Below are 19,970 nucleotides of genomic sequence, written 5' to 3' on the forward strand. Positions count from 1 at the left end.
AATGCAAGAGAGCGGAAAACAGATTTCGGCAGCCGGAAAGAACCGTACGGTTTCCCCGGGCAGGCGCTTTCGCCGGCAAGCCGGCCGGCTGCTCAAAATCGGCATCGGAGCGGGAGTTGCCGCCGTATTGGTAGTGCTGGCGACGGACGGGCTGGTGCGCCGGACAGGCGCCGCCTACATTACGTCCGTGCAGGAAGCGCCGGAAGCGGATGCGATTCTGGTGCTCGGCGCGGGCGTGCGGCCGGACGGTTCGCCGTCGCCCATGCTGCGCGACCGGCTGGACAAGGCGCTGGAGCTGTTCCGGGCGGGCAAGGCGGAGAAGCTGCTCGTCAGCGGAGACCATGGCCGCGTGGAGTACAATGAAGTCGGCGCGATGAAAAAATACTTGCTGGAGAACGGAGTGCCGGAAGAGGATATATTTATGGATCATGCCGGCTTCAGCACGTACGACAGCATGTACCGGGCGCGCGACGTGTTTGAAGTGAAGCGGCCGATCGTCGTCACGCAGCGGTTCCATTTAACAAGGGCCGTCTACAACGCCCGTGAGCTCGGTTTGGATGCGTACGGCGTGGCGGCGGACGCGCGGAGCTATAAAAGCGAACGCTATTACAACCTTCGCGAGATTCCCGCACGCAGCAAAGATTTTGTGTTTGCGAGGCTGATCAAGCCGAAGCCGGCTTACCTCGGAGACGCCATTCCGATTACGGGGGACGGCCGGGCGACCGAAGGCTGAAAAGCAGCTTGGCGGGTTGAGGTCCCCCGCCTGTCAGCATAACTGTGAAGGAGCTTTGGCCATGTTTACGATTCTGATCGTCGAAGACGACCCCAAAATCGCCGGGCTGCTTGGCGCGCACATCGAACGGTATGGAGACCGGGCGGTCCGGGTGACGGATTTTCAGGAGGTGCTGGACCGCTTTCTGGAGGCCAAGCCTCATGTCGTGCTCATGGACGTCAATCTGCCCAGCTATGACGGTTATTACTGGTGCCGGCGCATTCGTACGGTTTCGACATGCCCGATCATTTTTATTTCGGCGCGGGAAAGCGAGTCCGACCAGATCCGGGCAATCGAGAACGGTGCGGACGATTATATCGTCAAACCGTTTGCTTATGAGGTCGTTATCGCCAAAATTCGCGGGCAGATCCGCCGGGTGTACGGCGAATACGCTGCCGGCGGAAGCGAACGCGTGGTGGAAGAGGAAGGGCTGGCGCTTTACCCCGAGCGCATGGAGCTGCGGCATCGGGCTTCGGGACGTACGGTTACGTTATCCCGCAAGGAAACCGTACTGACGGAGCTGCTGCTGACTTCCGCCGGGCGGCTCGTCAGCCGAGAAAGAATATTGGAAAACCTTTGGGATGATTCCACCTACGTGGATGACAATACGCTCAGCGTGAACATCAACCGGCTGCGGAAAAAGCTTACGCAGCTGGACGCCGGCGTTTCGCTGCAAACCATGCGGGGCGCGGGATACCGGCTGACGGGCGGAGGCCGGGCAGGCGTATGAAGCTTTTTTTTCGCGCTCACTTGCCGTTTGCCGTCTTCAGCCTGATTCAGACCGCCGTCACGGTGCTTGTGTTCGTCCTGGACGGCTATGACCGGCCGTGGACGGCGCTGTACGCCGTCCTTCTCGGACTCTGTACGGCGGCGGCTTATTTGGGCTGGCATTTTTACCGGAACCGGCGGTTTTACGAACGCCTGGAGGACCCCGGCATGAAACTGAAGGACTCTATTCGCGAAAACGAAGGGACTCCGCTGCCCGACGCCCTGAACCGTCTGCTGGCTTTGCAGTATGAGGATTACCAGCGGCTGCTCAAGGAATGGGAGCTGCGTCAGGAGAGGCATCTGGCCTTTACCAACCAATGGGTCCATCAGATGAAGACGCCTTTGTCGGTTCTGGAGCTGACCCTGGCGGAACGGGACGATCCCGAGACCGCCAGCATGCGCGAAGAGACGGACCGCCTGCGCAAGGGACTGGACATGGCGCTGCACATGGCCCGGCTGGACGCCTTCGAACCGGATTTCCGGGTGGACGAGGTGCCGCTCGGAAAGCTTGCGCATGAGGTCATTCAGGAAAACAAGCGGCTTTTCATCCGCAGCTATGTGTATCCTGTACTGGACATTGCGCCCGAAATAACCGTCCGGACGGACGCCAAGTGGCTGCGTTTCGTGCTTCAGCAGCTGCTGGCCAACGCAATCAAGTATTCCGCAGGGACCCGGACAAGCGTAACGGTCGCTGCCCGCGTTTCCACGGAAGGCGTCGTGCTGGAGGTCAAAGACGAAGGCGCCGGCATCCCGGCCGAGGACCTCGCGCGGGTGTTCGAGCCCTTTTTCACCGGACGCAACGGGAGGCGGTTCAAGGAATCGACCGGGATGGGCTTGTACCTGGTCAAAACCGTTCTCGACAAGCAGGGCCACAGGATCGCCGTGGAATCCAAGGAAAACGAAGGAACGGCGGTACGGATATCTTTCCAGCCTCATAGACGTTAAAAGGCGGGTCCAGACGGCCCGTTTTTTTGTTATCTTACAAAGCTGTTAGATTGCTGTTAGCCGAATCGATAGGTGCCAAGCGCAGGTTCGGTTACAATGAGGGCAGAAAAGCGATTTACTTCGCAGGGGAAAAGGAGGAAGGACCATGGAATGGGTAAGCGTACAGCATTTACGAAAAGTGTACCCGGGAAAAATCGCCTACGAGGCGTTAAAAGATATCTCCTTCACCATCGGGCGGGGAGAGTTTGTCGGCATTATGGGACCATCCGGCAGCGGGAAAACGACGCTGCTCAACCTGATTTCCACCATAGACCGGCCTACCTCGGGTTCGGTCCGGATCAACGGAGAAGAGCCGCACCGGCTGGACGCGGAAGCGCTGGCGCGGTACCGGCGCCGCGAGCTGGGATTTGTTTTTCAATCGTTCAATCTGCTGCCTGCCTTGACCGTCAAAGAAAACATCCTGCTTCCGCTGACCCTCGATAATACCGATTTGGCGAGCATGGAAGCCCGCTGTGCGGAAACGGCGGAAAAGCTCGGCATCACGGAGATTCTGGACAAGCGGACGTTCGAGCTGTCCGGCGGGCAGGCCCAGCGGGCGGCGATCGCCCGGGCGCTGCTTCACCGGCCGTCTCTTCTCCTGGCCGACGAGCCGACCGGCAACCTCGATTCGCGCGCGGCGCGGGCGGTGATGGAGCTGCTGGCCCGGTTGAACGCCGAGGAGAAAGCGACGACGCTCCTGGTCACGCACGATGCCAAAGCGGCCAGCTACTGCAGCCGCGTCCTATTCATCCGGGACGGGCAGCTTTTCACCGAGCTTCGCCGAGGGGAGCACGCGGGTGCCTTTTACCAGCAAATCCTGAATGTACTGTCGTTGATGGGAGGTTGGGAGGATGACGTTCCGCCAATTCGCTTATAGAAACGTGTCGCGCAGCAAGCCGGTGTATGCCGCTCATTTTCTGAGCAGCGCGTTTGCCGTCATGATCGGGTTTATTATGGCCATGCTGGCATTCCATCCTATGCTTCAGGGAAGCGATTCGCTCGGCAGGCTGGGGGCGAACGGCATGCTCGCCGCGCTGCTCGCGGTTCTGGCCGCCTCGTTCCTGCTCCTGTTATATTCCTCGGCGGCATTCCTGAAAATCCGCAAGCGTGAATTCGGTCTTCTGCTGGTGCTCGGGCTGTCGCCCCGCCAGATGAAACAGCTTGTGTTCAGCGAAAACGCGCTGTTGGGGGGAGCGGCTCTGGCAGCCGGTATCGGTGCAGGCCTGGTGCTTAACAAATTGTTTCTGCTGCTGATCTCCCGCGTGCTGGAGCTTCCCGATTCGCTGCCGTTTTATTTTCCGGCCCGTCCGGCGCTTCTGACCGTGCTGCTCTTCGGGGCTCTGTTTCTGGCCGTCGGCTATTTCACGTCGACTCTGGGAAAACGGCTGACGCCGGACGAGCTGTTAAAGGCCGAGGACAAGCCGAGAAGCGAGCCCAAGGCCAGCTTTTTTCTGGCGGCGCTGGCGCTGGTTTTGATCGCGGGCGGGTACCTGCAGCTGTTTGCGGTGTTCGTGCTCGGCTTCGGTTCCTTTTTTCTGCTGGCCGGTGCGGCTGCATTCACAGGGGCCGGCACGTACCTGCTCTTTACCCAGTCGAGCGTCCGGTTGATCGGAGGCCTGCGCCGCCGGAAAAAAGTCCTGTTCCGGGGAATCAACCTGATCACCCTATCCGAGTTGACTTACCGGATGAAGGACAATGCGGTCATGTTCTTTCTGATCGCCTGCGTGCTGGCCGGCGCTTTTTCGGGCATCGGCCTGTCCGCCGGCCTTGCGAGCCCGGCCGCCGCCGGCTCGAATAGTCCTTACGCGATCGTTTACTCGGCCGGACAGTCGGACCCGGCGGGAGAACGGGAGGCGCGGCTCATTGGGGAAGCGCTGAAGAAGCGCGGCATCGCTTACCGTTCCGCGGTTTTTAAACCACGGACGACCGCCGGCGGTCAGCTTGTCCTTCCGCTTGGCGAATACAACGCGCTTGCCGGCCTAGCCGGTTTGCCAAAAGAGCCGCCGCTTGGGCCGGACGACTATCTGGCGGTCAGCGAGCTGCCGGAGGAAATGCCGAATCCGCTGCTCGTTAAACGGGAAAGCGGCGAGAAACCGCCGGCTCCGCGCGCCGTCATTGAGAACCGCGCCGTCCCCGGGTTCAGCGAGCTCTATGTCATTCCGGATCAAGGACTGGAAGGGCTGACGATAGAGCCGGGGCAGCCGGAACGGGTCGATTATTTGTTTGCGGTTGAGGACTGGCAGTCGACGGCCGGACTTGCGGAGGAGCTGGAGAGACGGATCGACAGCGGAGATACGGACCGGTTTCAAGCCAAATCGCTGGATTGGCTGTACGCCAAGCGATCCAACGGAGGCAAAATTATTATCGCCGGCTTCATCGGCCTGGTCTGCTTTACGTTTGCGGCAAGCTTTCTGTACTTTCGGCTGTACTCGGATCTGGAACGCGACCGCAAAATGTATGGCGCCATCGCCAAATTAGGGCTTGCCCGCTCGGAGCTGAACCGGCTGGTGACCCGGCAGCTGCGCCTGTTCTTTTTCCTTCCGTTCGCCGTCGCCGTGGTGCATACCCTCGCCGCCTTGTGGCATTTTCAGCTATATCTCGGGGTCTCCTTGACGACACCCGCTTTGTGGCTGCTTGGATCGGCTTTTGCCGTACAGCTGGTTTATTTTGTTCTCGTTCGCTGGGGCTATCTTCGGCTGTTCGCCAGGGAAATCGGCCTGTTTGGGCCCGCGCAGCCTTAATGAGATTCGACAGCCTCCATAAGATTCGAAAAGAGGGTGTCCCAAAAGCAGGTTTCTGGAACAGACCACAAAGCTTAAAAGAGAATATGGAGTAAAAACGAAGAGGGTGTCGAGAAACCCGGCTCTTTTTAGTACCCATGGTTTCTTTTGCGTTTGTCACAATTATAAAGGGAAAAATGAGGGGGGAATTCCGTTAATTTCGGCGATCCTGGCAGGGTTTCCATCTTCCACCTGTTCTGTACGACTGCTGTCTTCAAAGCCCCCCTTTACTCGCTCACCCTCTCTTTTGCCTCTGCTTTCTTGGCCAAAAATTGCATGTGGCGGGACACATCCCAACGATGACCAGGGAAAAGAGGACAAATAGGTGCACAGGGACACTTATTTCCGATGGTATCTCGCTCTAATCGCAAAATAGTTCCACACACGCACTTATTTTCGGCTAAACAAACGATACTGCGAGAAAACAGAAGAAATAATTGCTTTTTCGCATCTATCTGACCGAAAATAGCTAAAAACGATGTAAATAGTTGCTTTTCTGCACTTACTGTCCCACTCTGCAAACGCGATGCCCCCTAGTCATCAGGTATATCGCACCCGCCGCGGGAATATCGCACCCGCCGCAGGAATATCGCATCCGTCGTCCTTTTGCCGATAGCCGCCCGCCACCTAGTCGTTCTTTTCCAAACGACGATGTCGGTAGGGGCACTGGTCTCCAAAACCACCGGTAAGCCAAATGGGTTTGGATATCCCGCTCCGCTCCAATTGACGTTCCGAACGAAGTCCATAAAATGGCTAAGAAAAGGGATAATTCGAAAGCATCAACATTAACGCGATGCCGTATAAGATTAATTTGCACAAAAAAAGGCTATCGAGACTTTCTCAACAGCCTGAGACCGTCCTTGGAGGCGGTCTTTTTCTATGCGGAACGATTGAATAAGGCTCCTTCGAATAGAAAAAGCTGGCTGGGGGAAAATTGAAACCACCGCCCGGGCCCTTGTGCAGAAGCACAAAATAATCCGTTATCCGGTCAATAGGACTCGGAGAGGCGGCCCGATATACTGGACAAGTAAGCGTTCCCACAACGCATCAGCGATAGACATCCAAGGAGGCTGCACAACTATGGAAGGACCCGTCATTCACTGGATTGGCGCGATCATCGGTCTGGTGGTCGCCATCGTCCTGATCTTCCGAAAAGTCAATCCCGTATATGCGCTGTTTGGAGGTGCCGTGGTCGGAGGACTGCTGGGCGGCGCCTCGCTGGATGAAACGGTGCAGTACATCATACAAGGCACGAACAGCGTAATGGGCGCCGTCGTGCGTGTGCTGGCTGCCGGCGTATTGGCCGGGATTCTGATCGAGTCCGGCGCGGCGGAGCGGATCGCGGAAACCATTGTCAAAAAGCTTGGCGAAAAGAAAGCGCTTCTATCGATTGCCCTCGCCACGATGATTATTACGGCGGTCGGCGTGTTCATCACGGTCGCCATTATCATCGTCGCGCCGATCGCGCTTTCAGTCGGCAAGAAAATCGGGCTGTCCAAAACCTCGCTTCTGCTGGCGCTGGTCGGAGGCGGCAAGGCAGGCAACATTATCTCGCCAAACCCGAACACGATCGCCGTTGCCAAAGGGTTTGACGTCGACCTGGCCATGGTCATGATCAACGGCTTCATTCCGGCGGTGTTCGGCCTGATCGTGACCCTGATCGTCGCCCAGCTTCTTGCGAACAAGGGCGTTATGATCAAGGAGGACGATCCCGGTGTCGGAACCGCCGGAGCGGAAAGCGCAAAAGAAAAACCGAGCTTTGCCCGCTCCATGGTCGCGCCCCTCGTGGCGGTCGGCTTGCTTGCGCTCAATCCGATCGGCAGTATCCTGAACATCGGCCTGCTGCAAGCGTTCAAAATCGACTCCATGATCATTCTTCCGCTGGCCGGGATTATCGGGCTTCTGGCGATGAAGCAGGGCAAACACATTATTGCGTTTACCACCTCCGGCCTGAATAAAATGACCAGCACCGCCATCATTCTGATCGGTGCGGGCGCAATCGCCGGCATCATCTCCCAGTCGAACCTCAGCGCCGCCGTAGTCGACGGCATTTCGGCTCTGGGCATTTCCGGCACGCTGCTCGCTCCCATCGCCGGCGTTTTGATGGGCGCCGCAACCGCCTCCACCTCGACCGCTTCCATTGTCGCCGCAGGCTCCTTCGGCCCGGCGATTCTGTCGATGGGCACCGCGCCGCTCAACGCGGCCGTTATGGTGCATACCGGGGCTGTCGTGATCGACCACCTGCCGCACGGAAACTTCTTCCACGTCACGGCGGATGCGGTTAAGATGAACATTAAAGACCGGATGAAGCTGATTCCTTTTGAAAGCATTGTCGGCGGGACAATGGCCATTGTCTCGACGATTGTATACGGGTTTCTGGTTTAATTCCTGAACAAGAAAGGTTGAGTTCCGATGAAAGCGAATTTTACGGTTGTCCTGGCGCCCGATTCGTTCAAAGAAAGCATGACGGCGAAAGAAGCCTGCGAAGCGATGGAGCGGGGAATCCGAAAAGCGGCGCCATCCTTCGCCTGTATCCATGTTCCGATGGCGGATGGCGGGGAAGGGACCATGCAGTCGCTGGTCGACGCCACCGGAGGGACCGTCCATACCGTAACAGTGACGGGCCCGCTCGGCCAGCCGGTTTCGGCCAGCTACGGCATTACGGGCGACGGCTCCACGGGCGTTCTGGAAATGGCCAGCGCCAGCGGCATTCAGCTGGTCGAGCCGAAGGAGCGGAATCCGCTCATTACTACGACCTACGGCACCGGAGAACTGATTAAAGCCTGTCTGGAGCATAAGGTAAGCAAGCTGCTGATCGGGATCGGGGGGAGCGCCACGAACGACGGCGGAGCGGGAATGGTGCAGGCCCTGGGCGGACGGCTGCTGGACGGCGAAGGACGAGACCTGCCGGCCGGCGGCGGCGAGCTCGGCCGGCTGGCCCGGATCGACTTGTCCGGACTGGACGCACGTTTGCAGAACGTACAGGTGGAGGTGGCGTGCGACGTCACCAATCCGCTGGTCGGACCGACGGGAGCGTCGGCGGTGTTTGGCCCGCAAAAAGGAGCGACGCCCGAAATGGTCCGGCAATTGGACGACAACCTGCGGCATTACGCAGCCGTCATCCGCGATCAGCTTGGCCGCGACATCGCGGAATATCCCGGTGCGGGAGCGGCGGGCGGCTTGGGTGCGGGCTTATTGGTTTTCTTGGAGGGGACGCTTTCCAAAGGCATTGAACTCGTCATCCGCTACGCGGGGCTTGAGGATAAAGTGCGGGCGGCCGATATGGTCTGGACCGGAGAAGGCAGCATTGATTTTCAGACGCAATACGGCAAAACGCCGCTTGGCGTGGCCCAGGTGGCCAAAGCCCACGGCAAACCGGTGACGGCCTTTGCAGGCCGGATCGGAGACCAGACCGAAGTGCTGTATGAGAAGGGCATTGACTCGATCATCGGCATTATGCCGGGCGCCGCAACGCTGGAGGATGCTTTGCAGAAAGGACCGGAAAACCTGGAGCGGGCGGCCGAGAACATTATGCGGCTGCTCTTGTCGGCGGACCGGCTCGGGTAACCGGACACAAAAGCACAAATTATCACAAAGGGCGCTGCCGGAAGTAGGCGGCGCCCCCGTTTTTCCCGGTTCATCCGGAAAGGAGGGAGGCGGGCGATGAAAATTGCCAAACCGCTGGCCGGCAGAATCGCCCAGGAAATGATGAGAGCGGTCCCTTTCAATATCAATGTCATGGACGAAAAGGGCGTTATACTGGGCAGCGGGGACGCTGCGCGGATCGGTACCCTGCACCCGGGAGCGCAGCGGGCGATTGACTCCGGGACCGTCTTCGAGGTATATGAAGACAAAGACGGAATGAAGCCCGGCGTCAATGAGCCGATTGTGGCGGGCGGGGAAGTGATCGGCGTCATCGGGATTACGGGGCATCCGGATGAGGTCCGGCCATTCAGCAAGCTGGTCAAAGCGGCGGCGGTCCTGCTGGTGGAGCAGGAAGCCCGCAGCAAGCATGAACAGCAAGAGCGGGTGGAGCGCATCCGGTTTTTCCACGAGCTCGCCCGCCGGACCAGCCCGTACGATGAGGAATTCCGCGAGCGCGCCCGCTTGTACAAGCTGGACCTGAGCCGCAAGAGCCGGGTGGTTCTGGTCGAGGGCAATATGAAAAGCCCGGCCCTTAAGGATATCCGGGCTTCCATGCCGCACTATTGGATTGTGGAGGAGCATCGCGCCATTGTGTTTCTGGCGGACGACGCCTCTTTCCATAAGCTGCTGGACCGGCTGCGGGAATGTCCCGATGCGGAGCGGATCGGCGCAGGTCAAGAAGAGGCCGTTGCCGCCGTATCGCTGGAGCAGGCGGCCGCCGCCATTCAAACGGGGGCTAGGCTGGACCCGTACGCGCGGTTTTACCGGTACGAGGCGCTAAAATTTTTCATCGGGTTGTCACATGAGGCCGAGAAATCGCTCGGCGCATTGTTTACCCTAATGGAGCAAGCCGGCGACAAAACCGGCCTGATCGAAACCCTGCAAATCTACATCGCCGAGAACGGGGACCACAACCGGACCGTAAACCGGTTGAACATTCACCGCAATACGTTAAATTACCGGCTGAACCGGATCGAACAGCTGACCGGCAGAAGCTCCCGCCGGTTTTCGGAGCTGTTCGAGCTCATGTGTGCGCTCCTGTGGCGTTCGCCCGTCCGCGAGACAGGTGCGAGCGGGATGCGGAAGGATTAGCAGTCCCGTTCCAGGACGGCTTCCGCTTCGATTTCAACCAGGAGGCGCGGGTCGATCAGCGCTTTTACTTCCACCATTGTGGCCGCGGGCTGCACGGAGCGGAAAAACTCCCCGTGCGCCCGTCCGATCTCCTCCCAGCGGCTGATGTCCGTCACAAACATCCTTGTGCGCACGACATCGGCCATCGAGGCGCCCAGCTCTCCCAAAGCTTTTTCAATCGTCTCCAGCACAAAGCGGGCTTGTGCGTAAGCATCCCCCTCCCCGACCACATTTCCGTCCTTCATGGCGGTGGTGCCTGCGACATCAATCCGGTTTCCCGTCCGGATGGCCCGGCAGTAGCCGACCGCCGGCTCCCAGGGAGAACCGGTAAACACTTTTTGCTTGCTCATCCTGTCACCCTCCGTCAGCCGGGCGCTCCTCTGATCAGCGATCAGGCGCGCCTTTTTTTGCGGCTGTTAATTGCTATCGATTATGTTCTTTCGACGCGGAAGCAATGGTTCCCTTTTTGTCTTCTTGCCGCCGGTATGGTGCTTTGGAACGGCATCCGATATAATCTATAAACGGCTGGACAACACATTTTGTTTTTGGAGAGGGAGCCCATGAACGCCATAGAAGTCGAAGCACTGTGCAAAACATTCCGGGTGCAGAAAAACCGTGAAGGTCTCAAGGGCGCTTTTCTGGATCTGTTCAAACGGGAATACAACGAAGTGGCCGCGGTCAAGGACATTTCGTTTTCCATTCCGCAGGGGGAAATCTGCGGCTATATCGGCGAGAACGGGGCCGGCAAGTCCACGACGATCAAGATGCTGACCGGCATTCTCGTGCCGACCTCCGGCCGGCTGTCGGTAGGCGGCTATGTGCCGTACAAAGAACGCGAGAAGTTCGTGCAGCACATCGGCGTCGTTTTCGGCCAGCGAAGCCAGCTCTGGTGGGACATCGGCGTTATCGAATCGTTCCAGCTTTTACGTAAGGTTTATCGTGTTTCCGAAACCGATTACAAAAAGAGGCTGGACGAGCTGGTCGAGCGGCTGAAGCTGGAGGAGCTGCTGAACCGGCCGGTGCGGAAGCTGAGTCTCGGCCAGCGGATGCGCTGCGAGCTGGTGGCGGCGCTGCTGCACAATCCGTCTATTGTGTTTCTGGACGAGCCGACCATCGGGCTGGACATCGTCGTCAAATCGGAGATCCGGGAATTTTTGAAGGATATGAACCGGGACCACGGAACGACCATTTTGCTGACGACGCACGATCTTCAGGACATTGAGGCGCTTTGCTCGCGGGTCATCATGCTTGACGACGGCGCCATTCTTTATGACGGCGGCCTGGAAGAGCTGAAGGCCCGCTGGGGTACGGGCCGCGAGGTGATCTTCCAGTTCGGCACGGAAACCAGGCTGGACCGCCTGAAGGAACTGACCGGCCGCATGCCGGTTCTTTGGTCCGCCGATAACGAGCTGGGCGCAAAGGTCTGGATTCCCCTTGAGCTGAGCGTGTCGGATGTGCTGAGCCAGGTCGTCGGGAAAGCGGACATAACGGACATCAAGATCATCGAAACAAACACCGATGAGATCGTCCGCAGCATCTATCAGTCCGGAAGCGCGGACAAACCGAATGCGGAGAGCGGGGAGAAGGCCGTCCATGTCTAGCCGGGCCGAAGCGTACCTCGATTTTGTCCGCATCCGATTCCTGACCATGCTGGCGTACCGGGTGAATTATTATACCGGCATTTTGATCTACACCTTGAATATTGGCGTTTATTATTTCACGTGGAAAGCGATCTACGGCGGCGGCGGGGAGCTGGGCGGCTTTACGGCCGCCCAGATGACGACCTATATCGCAGTGTCCTGGATGGCGCGCGCGTTTTACTTCAATAACCTGGACCGGGAAATCTCGGCCGATATCCGGGACGGCAGCATTGCGATCCAGTTTATCCGGCCTTACAACTATGTCCTGGTCAAAATGATGCAGGGCTTCGGGGAAGGCTTGTTCCGTTTCCTGCTGTTCATGATCCCGGGCATGCTGATCGCCATGCTTTTGTTCCCGGTGGAGCTTCCGGCTTCCCCTGCGGCATGGGCGGGGTTTCTGACCATGCTGTTTTTCAGCTTCCTGATCAATACGCAGATCAACGTGATCACCGGGCTGATGGCTTTTTTTGTAGAGAACAACGAGGGCTTCATGCGGATGAAGCGCGTGGTGGTGGATCTGTTTTCCGGCCTTATTCTTCCGATCAGCCTGTTTCCCGGGTGGCTGGCCCGCGTCATGGAGTGGCTGCCGTTTCAGGCGATCACGTACCTGCCGGGCTCGGTTTTTACCGGACGGATCGAAGGCGTCGGCATCTGGAACGTGCTGGGCATCCAGGCCGTCTGGTTCGCCGTGCTGCTCGTGCCGATGATCTGGCTGTATGCCCAGGCGCGGCAGCGCTTGTTTGTGCAGGGAGGGTGACGGAAACATGTACTATTTGGGGCTTATCGCCGAATATTTGAAAAACTATATGAAAACCCGGTTGACCTACCGCGCCGACTTCTGGGTGGAGGTGGTCTCCGATCTGCTGTTTCAGGCGACCAACCTGATTTTTATTCTGGTGGTGTTCCTGCACACGGATTCCCTCGGCGGCTGGAGCCAAAACGAAGTGATTTTCGTCTACGGCTTTTTCATGGTTCCCTACGGCGTGTTCAACTGCTTCATCAACCTGTGGGGCTTCAGCGAACGGTACATTGTGAAGGGCGAGATGGACCGGATCATGACCCGCCCGGCGCACAATCTGTTTCAAATTTTTTTGGAAAACGTCGATCCGCCCGCTCTGGTAGGCTCGGCGATCGGAGCGGCGATCATGGCCGTCAGCGGCTCCCGGCTCGGTCTTTCCTTCGAGTGGTGGACCGTTCCGCTGCTGCTTCTGCTGACCGTCAGCGCTGTCGCGATCTATATGGGCATCTACACCGCACTTACTTCGATTTCGTTTTATTCGGACGCGCCGACGGGCATTTTGCCGCTGATGTATAACGTGCAGGGCTACGGGCGGTATCCGATCACCATTTACAACCGGGCGATTCAGGTTTTGCTTACCTGGATTTTGCCGTTTGCGTTTGTCGGCATTTATCCGGCTTCTCTGTTTCTGGAACGGGAGGAGATGCGGAAAATGGCCTGGCTCACGCCCGTGATGGGCGCCGTTTTTCTTGCCATCGGGCTCATTGCCTGGAATCAGGGGGTGAAACGGTACCGCGGCGCGGGGTCGTAACTTGCTCCGCCGTTTATCCGTCTATAAGGAGAAAAGAGAGAACCTTAAAATCCTGGGACGGGGATGATGATCTTGCGCAGGCAGCGAAAATTGTTTTGCGAGCTTTCTCCTTTCACCTACCGGTTGTCGGTCTGGAAATGCTCGCTGGTCCGCCACATGGCCAATGCGCTTAAAGCCGGCTCCTTCGCCCGCGCAAAAAGCGGGGAGAAGCTGCCGGTGGTGGTGTACAGCCACAAATCGTTGATCCGCCGCAGACTCGGGCAGGTGGAGCAGCGGCTGCAGGAAAACAAAGCGGTCAATCTGGGCCTGGCCGCGCCCAAGGTTACCGGCATTCTGATCCGGCCGGGCGAATGTTTTTCTTTCTGGAAGCTGGTCGGTTCGTGCACGGCACGCAAAGGCTATCGGGAAGGAATGACGATCAGCAGAGGCGCAGCCGGCAGCGGAATCGGCGGCGGAATGTGCCAGTTCACCAATTTGATTCACTGGATGGTGCTGCATACGCCTCTGCGGATTGTCGAGCATCACCATCATGACCAGATGGATCTTTTTCCCGATTACGGACGGCAGATCCCGTTCGGCACCGGCACCTCTATCGTTTATCCGTATGTGGACTACCGGTTCCGGAATGATACGGACCTCACCTTCCAGATTGTTATATATACAACCGACGAGTATCTATGCGGCGAGCTGCGGGCGAACCGTCCGCTCGGCGTGAAGTACCACATCCGGGCGGAGGACGAGTATTTTTCCCGCGAAGAGGGCGGCGTGTTCCGAAACAACCGGATTTACCGCGAATGCGTGGACGTCCAAACCGGAAAACGGACCGCGCGGGAGCTGTTGAAGGTTAACCATGCCAAGGTAATGTACGATACGAGCGGGCTGGTTATCCGGGAAAAAGTAGCTGTGGTCCAGGCTTGATTCGGACAGGTGAACCGATCCCCCGGGAATGCAATGGATGCCGCCGCACATTACCGGCATGCAAAAAAGAGGATGCGCCGCGTCGCTGGACGGGTTCATCCTCTTTTTTGTCGTTCTCGTATCGTCGGTCGGGTTTGTTATTTCAACGGAATACCAACGCTTGCGCCCGGATTTGCCGGGGACGAAACTTGCGCGTAAGCCGTGACCGCTTCATAGCCGGCGGGCAGATAAGCTACGGCCGTGGCGTCGGAAATGACCTGCGGGTACATTTTATCCGGGTCCGGCAGGATCGGCTCCAGGTAAAGGGTCGCTTTCTTGTCTCCGAACTCGATGGACGCTACGCGGATGCCATAGCCCGGATGGGGAACTTTTGCGGTGACCGTTACCTTTGAAATGTCTGCGTTAACGGCTTCCGTTTTGGTCGTCACTTCGTGAATCGGCGATTCCCCGGGGGAGACGGGCTCTTCCGTCGGCACGGGTTCAATGCCCTCGGTATTTTTGACAAACTCTACCGCATTGTACAGCCAGCCTGCGGCTTCGCCGCGCGTAATCGGCGCTTTCGGTTCAAACGTCTGGTCCTCGTTCAGCGTGATGATCTTGGCGGCGAGTAGGTTTTGCAGGCTGCCCATGTAGTTCTTGTTCACGTCGGCTTCGTCCTTGATAAGGGTGTAGATTTCAATGTAGGCATGCTGCTCATTGGCTTCTACCGCCTGGAGGAGGTAGTGTGCAAATTCTTCACGCGTCATGGCTTGATTCGGCTTCACGTCGCGGGGCAGGTCCACGCCGTTAATCTTGGCGTTAATAAACGCCTGCGCGTACCAGGCATTGTTCTTCACATGGGTGAAGAAGTCGGTCGCCTCCGGCGCCTTGATGAACAGGAAACGGGCCAGGGTCAAATCGAGCCCTTTGGAAAGCATGGAAACACCGTCGGCGTAGGTCAGCTTTTTGTCCGGATGAAATTTCCCCCCCGGTTGGCCGGACAAGATCCCCGCTTTTTGCAGCGCTTCGATCTTGGCCGCGTTGGCGTGTTCTCCAGTGTCGGAAAAGCCGAGCGCGGTCGAGCCGAACGCCAGGAGCAGAATCGTGGAGAGAAGCAGGGCGAACAGCGGTTTTCTTTTCATATTGAGACTCACCTCTTTGGGTAGGATTGCCTTTTGGCGACCTTATAGACGGGGGTTGGCCGGAAAAGGTTGCAGCAAAATGCCGAAAGGCGGCCGTACGTTGAAAACGGTTATGAATCCGCATACAATAAGCATACGTAACCGAGTACAGGGAGCGAAGGAGGAGAAGCGGATGACCGAACAGCGGCAGCTTCCGTTTGACATTGAAATCCGGCTGGAGCGGGTTGGCCGGGATTACTTGTTTATTATATCCGGAGGAGAAGCTCATATCGGAGCGGCGGCAACCGCTTACTTTGAGGAGGGAAGGGTGCAGACCGAGCTTGCGGTAGTGCCCGGCCACAAAGAGGACCGGCTGGCGCTGGAATGCGCCGGGCAGGCCTGCTCCCTGCTGCAGGCGACCGTCACGGTCGTGATGGGCATCCACATCGACAAGGCGACACGGGCCGATATCGAGCTCGCTGTGCAAACGGTGCGAGATGAGATGGCTCGCACGCTCGAAAGCCTGCTCGCGCTGGAGGGCGAGATAACAGCCTCTTGAGGCGGGCAAAATCGGCAGAACGCCGGTCTGGTTTTTTCCCCTTGTCCGCCGGTCTGCCGGCAAGGGACCAAATAAGCCGCCCCGAGTCAGAGCCGACGCGGGCGGCTTTATTTTGTACATCAGCGTTGCCGCGTGCGGAGGCATACATTCTCATTCGGAACCCCAGGATAAACAGGGCCGGCAGGGGGAACAGAATAAGGAAAGGCGGAGAACCCGAACAAAGGAGTTCTGCTTAGCTTTTCCCGTTTACGTAGCCTAACAGGACATGAACGGATGATAAGTGCAAAAAGGCAACTATTTCGAGCTTATAAGCAGGTTTAAAATCAAATAAGTGCGCAGGCGCATTTAAACAAGAGGAATATGCTATAAAATGTAAGTATCATCCTAAATAGGTGCGTTTGTGCAATTATTTGCTTGGAAGACTGATTTTAGGTTGAAATAAGTGTGTTTCTGGACTTATTTCTCCGAAGCGTCCGATATGCAGCTAAGCTAGCCAGTTTTCTAATGGCTGATGGGACCTCAATCTGTATCTTATGGACGGGGGCGTTACAGGATTCATGCGGTCAATGCTTAAAGCACGGTTCCGACAGCTTGGTCGGCTTTTGTGCGTTTGCTGCCTGCTAAAGAAGCACACATGCCAGTTGCCAACAGCAAAAGGGTATGGAGGGCAGGTTGCTGTCTGCTAAGGAGCAGCTTGTCAATGCCAGAGAAGCACACATGCCAGTTGCTAACAGCAAAGAGCAAGGAGGGCAGGTTGCTGTCCGCTAAGGAGCAGCTTGCCGTCTGCCAAAGAAGCACGCAAACAGCTTGCCGTCTGCCAAAGGATACAGAATCCGCTTGCTTTCTGCCGTAGGAGATGCAGGGATGCAAAAAAACCGGCACCGGGCGAAGGAGCATTCTCCTTACCCGGTCCGGTTTTCATTTTTTGTGCAGGAGGAACGTCCGCCGGTATGCGTTACTGGCCGCGGACGACCGCGATCATTTCCTCTTCGATGTCCAATTCAATGTCGCCCCGGAAGACGCGAAGCCCACGCTCTGTGAACAGATAACGCTCGAGCGCTTCCAGCATGCTCGCTTCAATCAGAAACCAGCTGCGTCCGGATGCCGTCACTTCTGCGGAAAAGCCCGTGTCTTCCTCATACATCAACTGCACCTGAACCTCATCGGGCCGAATGCCTCTGCGCTCCGCCGTGTGCAGGCAGATGGCGTTTGTGATGTCCTGTTCTGACAGAATCATTGAAAATCACGCTTGGGCGGAGGCGTTTTGCGGCGCTGGGCGAAGGCTGCGATCAAAGCCATCACGACTTTGTACACCAGCACGATGGCGATGATGTTGACCATCAGGCCGAGCAGATTGCCCATCATGCCCATGCTGCCGAACAGGCCCCCGAACAGCATGCCCGCGACGCCGCCGATAAACAGGCCTTTCATCAGGCTGCCTCCGCTGAGGAAACCGCGGTTGGCCGTCGAAGCGGACGATGTCGAGGATGACGTGCTGCTCTTCGTGGCGGAATCTTTCTTGATTCCCGTCGACGACGAAGAGGAGGTGTTCGGGTTGAAGCTTTTGGTGGAGGACTTGTAGGAAGACCTCACTTTGGCATCCGCCTGGTCAACCGCCGTAAACGAGACGAACAGCAGGCTGCACATGACGGCTAACAACAACTTTTTCATGGATTCCTCCCGGTGCGTATGAGTTTTGACCTTTTGGGCCTCTTCTTTATACGGGCCCGGGAGGCATCGGTTTCACAAAACCGACAAATTTTTGGACGGCTGCTCCGTGTATTCTTCTCCGGCCGAAACCACCGTCAATCCGCCGGTTTCCGGGTGGATCACGAGGCCGTGAACCTTGATGTCGGCGGGGAGGAGGGGGTGATTGCGTATGATGGACACGCTCTCTTCAACCGCCTCTTCCACGCATTCGAAGCCCGACAGGAACCGGTGCAGGTTGATGCCGGAATTGTGGATGGTGGCAAGCGTTTCGGGCGAGACGCCGCGCTCCTGCGCCTTGGCGAGAATCTCGTCCGCGTTCAGGCTGGTCATGCCGCAGTCGCTGTGGCCGATGACAAACACTTCCTCCGCCTGCAGCGCATAGATGGCGACCATGATGCTGCGCATGACGCTTCCGAAGGGATGGGCGATGATCGCGCCGGCGCTCTTGATGATTTTGGCGTCGCCGTTTCTCAGGTTCATCGCTTTCGGGAGCAGCTCCACCAGCCTCGTATCCATGCAGGTCAGAATGACCATCCGCTTGTCGGGGAATTTGGTCGTCCGGAATTGCTCGAACTCCTTGTTTTCCACGAACGAACGGTTGTACTCCATAATGTCCTTCAGCTTCGTCATGACGATCCTCCTTTGTACCCTTCCGGCTGTATGCCGGCGGGCTCAGTAATGAGTTTCTGCCATTTTAGCATACCCGGTCCCGGGTGAGAAAGGAAAACCGCTGGCTGCGTTGCGAATTCCAGCCAAAAGCGGTACGATCGGAAGTGGCGACGTAAATTGAACTTCATGACAGGGTGGCCGCAAGCACGGCGCACCGTAAACTGCAAAGCCAAGTTCAATTTATATACATAAACAGAAAGCAGGGAAGCTCATGAGTCTCGTAGAGGAGAAAAAAGCGGCGTTTCATGATTTTGCCGGCAAAATCAAAAGCTATGCCGAAGCGGTCAACCTGATGTACTGGGATCTGCGGACAGGCGCTCCCAAGAAAGGCGTATCGCTGCGCGCCCAATCCATCGGCCTATTGTCCACCGAAATGTTCAAGATGTCCGTTTCCGGGGAAATGGAAGGCTATCTGACCTTCTTCGAGCAGCCCGAGAACCGGGCGGAGCTGGATGAAATCACGCTCAAAATGGTCGAGGAGCTGCGCAAGGAGTTCGACCGGAGCAAAAAGATTCCGCCCGACCGCTATCAGGAGTATGTGATTTTGACCTCGGAAGCCGAAACGGCGTGGGAGGAAGCGAAAGCGAAGTCCGATTTTGCCCTTTTTGCTCCGTACCTGGACAAGATCATTGCGTTCAACCGCGAGTTTATCGAGCTATGGGGATACCAGGACCATCCGTACAACACGCTTCTGGACCATTACGAGCCGGGCATGACGGTGGCCAAGCTGGACGAAGTGTTCGGCGGGCTGCGCGAGCGTCTGGTTCCGCTGGTGCGCGCCGTGCAGGAGGCGGCCAACAAACCGGACGCGTCGTTCCTGTTCCAGCCGCTCGACCGGGACGGGCAAAAAGCATTCAACCGGCACATCCTGGAGCAGCTCGGCTACGACTTTGAAGCCGGACGGGTCGACGAAACCGAGCACCCGTTTGCGACCGGCCTCAACCTGGGTGACGTGCGCATCACAACGCGCTACAAGGACGAAGACTTCACCTTTGCGCTGTTCAGCACCATTCACGAATGCGGTCACGCGCTCTATGAGCAGAACATTACAGAGGACCTGGCGGGCAATTTGCTCTGCGAAGGCACCTCGATGGGCATTCACGAGTCGCAATCCCGCTTCTGGGAAAATATGATCGGACGCAGCGAAAGCTTCTGGAAACGGTACTACCGGGATTTGCAGGCGCAATTCCCCGGCAAGCTGGATCATGTCGCGCCGGAGGACTTTTACCGTGCCATTAACGAGGCAAAACCGTCCCTCATCCGCATCGAAGCGGACGAACTGACCTACAACCTGCATATCATGATCCGCTACGAGCTGGAAAAGGAAATTTTCAGCGGAACCGTCAAGGCCGCCGATTTGCCGGCTTTGTGGAATGCGCGTTATCAGGAATACCTCGGAATCGAGCCCGACAACGACGCGGAGGGCGTGCTGCAGGATGTTCACTGGGCCGGCGGCAGCTTTGGCTACTTCCCTTCCTACGCGCTTGGCAACATGTATGCCGCCCAGTTCGAGCGGGCGCTGCGCAAGGACTTGCCGAATCTGGATGAACTTGTGGAAGCCGGCGACTTCAAGCCGGTCAAGGAATGGCTGACCGAAAAAATTTACCGGTTCGGCAAGCTGCGTACGCCGGGCGAGCTGATTGTCGGCGTAACGGGGGAAGAGCTGAATCCGAACTACCTGGCCGACTACCTGGAAGAAAAGTTCCGCAAAGTATACAATCTCTAGACAGTCCCCTGCCTGCAA

The 19,970-nt window shown here is 57.5% G+C and carries 19 protein-coding genes; 14 read left to right on the forward strand and 5 right to left on the reverse strand.

What is annotated here, in order from left to right:
• Nucleotide 1 precedes the first annotated feature (1 nt).
• The 8 genes from AC6I6H_RS15785 (at nucleotide 2) to AC6I6H_RS15820 (ending at nucleotide 10,041) form a co-directional block, all read left to right on the forward strand.
• Nucleotides 2-733, forward strand: coding sequence for a SanA/YdcF family protein (locus tag AC6I6H_RS15785; RefSeq protein ID WP_497954910.1), 732 nt, complete (start codon nucleotides 2-4; stop codon nucleotides 731-733).
• 61 nt (nucleotides 734-794) lie between these two features.
• The gene (locus tag AC6I6H_RS15790) at nucleotides 795-1,502 is read left to right on the forward strand and encodes a response regulator (protein ID WP_497954911.1); all 708 of its coding nucleotides are present in this window, start codon (nucleotides 795-797) and stop codon (nucleotides 1,500-1,502) included.
• On the forward strand, nucleotides 1,499-2,485 hold the full coding sequence (locus AC6I6H_RS15795; RefSeq protein ID WP_497954912.1) for a sensor histidine kinase: 987 nt from the start codon (nucleotides 1,499-1,501) through the stop codon (nucleotides 2,483-2,485). Before AC6I6H_RS15790 ends, AC6I6H_RS15795 begins: the two co-directional genes overlap by 4 nt.
• Before the next feature lie 145 nt (nucleotides 2,486-2,630).
• Nucleotides 2,631-3,401, forward strand: coding sequence for an ABC transporter ATP-binding protein (locus tag AC6I6H_RS15800; protein WP_497954913.1), 771 nt, complete (start codon nucleotides 2,631-2,633; stop codon nucleotides 3,399-3,401).
• Nucleotides 3,376-5,265: an FtsX-like permease family protein gene (locus tag AC6I6H_RS15805; protein ID WP_497954914.1), complete on the forward strand. Its 1,890-nt coding sequence runs from the start codon at nucleotides 3,376-3,378 to the stop codon at nucleotides 5,263-5,265. Before AC6I6H_RS15800 ends, AC6I6H_RS15805 begins: the two co-directional genes overlap by 26 nt.
• A 1,119-nt stretch (nucleotides 5,266-6,384) precedes the next feature.
• Complete coding sequence (locus tag AC6I6H_RS15810; protein ID WP_497954916.1) at nucleotides 6,385-7,689, forward strand: GntP family permease; 1,305 nt, start codon at nucleotides 6,385-6,387, stop codon at nucleotides 7,687-7,689.
• Between the two features lie 27 nt (nucleotides 7,690-7,716).
• A complete protein-coding gene (locus tag AC6I6H_RS15815) occupies nucleotides 7,717-8,871 on the forward strand; it encodes a glycerate kinase (protein WP_497954917.1) in 1,155 nt (384 codons plus the stop codon).
• 96 nt (nucleotides 8,872-8,967) lie between these two features.
• The gene (locus AC6I6H_RS15820) at nucleotides 8,968-10,041 is read left to right on the forward strand and encodes a CdaR family transcriptional regulator (protein WP_497954918.1); all 1,074 of its coding nucleotides are present in this window, start codon (nucleotides 8,968-8,970) and stop codon (nucleotides 10,039-10,041) included.
• Here AC6I6H_RS15820 and AC6I6H_RS15825 read toward each other — a convergent pair.
• Nucleotides 10,038-10,430 (reverse strand): RidA family protein, encoded by a 393-nt coding sequence (locus AC6I6H_RS15825; protein WP_497954920.1) that lies wholly within the window; start codon nucleotides 10,428-10,430, stop codon nucleotides 10,038-10,040. The genes AC6I6H_RS15820 and AC6I6H_RS15825 overlap by 4 nt on opposite strands.
• 210 nt (nucleotides 10,431-10,640) lie before the next feature.
• Here AC6I6H_RS15825 and AC6I6H_RS15830 point away from each other — a divergent pair, with 210 nt between their 5' ends.
• The 4 genes from AC6I6H_RS15830 to AC6I6H_RS15845 all read left to right on the forward strand — a co-directional run bounded on the left by AC6I6H_RS15830 (nucleotide 10,641) and on the right by AC6I6H_RS15845 (nucleotide 14,188).
• A complete protein-coding gene (locus AC6I6H_RS15830; protein ID WP_497954921.1) occupies nucleotides 10,641-11,681 on the forward strand; it encodes an ABC transporter ATP-binding protein in 1,041 nt (346 codons plus the stop codon).
• Nucleotides 11,674-12,477 carry an ABC transporter permease gene (locus tag AC6I6H_RS15835; protein ID WP_497954922.1) on the forward strand — a complete coding sequence of 268 codons (804 nt, stop codon included), beginning with the start codon at nucleotides 11,674-11,676 and terminating at the stop codon, nucleotides 12,475-12,477. Before AC6I6H_RS15830 ends, AC6I6H_RS15835 begins: the two co-directional genes overlap by 8 nt.
• Before the next feature lie 7 nt (nucleotides 12,478-12,484).
• Complete coding sequence (locus AC6I6H_RS15840; protein ID WP_497954923.1) at nucleotides 12,485-13,270, forward strand: ABC transporter permease; 786 nt, start codon at nucleotides 12,485-12,487, stop codon at nucleotides 13,268-13,270.
• Nucleotides 13,271-13,342: 72 nt separating this feature from the next.
• Complete coding sequence (locus tag AC6I6H_RS15845; RefSeq protein ID WP_497954924.1) at nucleotides 13,343-14,188, forward strand: VanW family protein; 846 nt, start codon at nucleotides 13,343-13,345, stop codon at nucleotides 14,186-14,188.
• A 137-nt stretch (nucleotides 14,189-14,325) separates the two neighbouring features.
• Here the strand turns inward: AC6I6H_RS15845 and AC6I6H_RS15850 are convergent, their stop codons facing one another.
• A complete protein-coding gene (locus AC6I6H_RS15850; protein WP_497954925.1) occupies nucleotides 14,326-15,309 on the reverse strand; it encodes an S-layer homology domain-containing protein in 984 nt (327 codons plus the stop codon).
• 172 nt (nucleotides 15,310-15,481) lie between these two features.
• On the opposite strand from AC6I6H_RS15850, the gene lpdD reads away from it, so the two are divergent.
• Nucleotides 15,482-15,847 carry a prenylated flavin chaperone LpdD gene (lpdD, locus tag AC6I6H_RS15855; RefSeq protein WP_497954926.1) on the forward strand — a complete coding sequence of 122 codons (366 nt, stop codon included), beginning with the start codon at nucleotides 15,482-15,484 and terminating at the stop codon, nucleotides 15,845-15,847.
• Between the two features lie 955 nt (nucleotides 15,848-16,802).
• On the opposite strand, the gene AC6I6H_RS15860 is transcribed toward lpdD, so the two are convergent.
• The 3 genes from AC6I6H_RS15860 to AC6I6H_RS15870 form a co-directional block, all read right to left on the reverse strand.
• Nucleotides 16,803-17,084: a DUF2653 family protein gene (locus AC6I6H_RS15860; protein WP_497954927.1), complete on the reverse strand. Its 282-nt coding sequence runs from the start codon at nucleotides 17,082-17,084 to the stop codon at nucleotides 16,803-16,805.
• On the reverse strand, nucleotides 17,081-17,518 hold the full coding sequence (locus AC6I6H_RS15865) for a hypothetical protein (RefSeq protein WP_497954928.1): 438 nt from the start codon (nucleotides 17,516-17,518) through the stop codon (nucleotides 17,081-17,083). The genes AC6I6H_RS15860 and AC6I6H_RS15865 overlap by 4 nt, the downstream gene beginning before the upstream one ends.
• A gap of 72 nt (nucleotides 17,519-17,590) precedes the next feature.
• A complete protein-coding gene (locus AC6I6H_RS15870) occupies nucleotides 17,591-18,187 on the reverse strand; it encodes a beta-class carbonic anhydrase (RefSeq protein WP_497954929.1) in 597 nt (198 codons plus the stop codon).
• A gap of 250 nt (nucleotides 18,188-18,437) precedes the next feature.
• Here AC6I6H_RS15870 and AC6I6H_RS15875 point away from each other — a divergent pair, with 250 nt between their 5' ends.
• Complete coding sequence (locus AC6I6H_RS15875) at nucleotides 18,438-19,952, forward strand: carboxypeptidase M32 (RefSeq protein WP_497954930.1); 1,515 nt, start codon at nucleotides 18,438-18,440, stop codon at nucleotides 19,950-19,952.
• Nucleotides 19,953-19,970: the final 18 nt, after the last annotated feature.

This window comes from Gorillibacterium sp. sgz306347 (assembly GCF_059735245.1).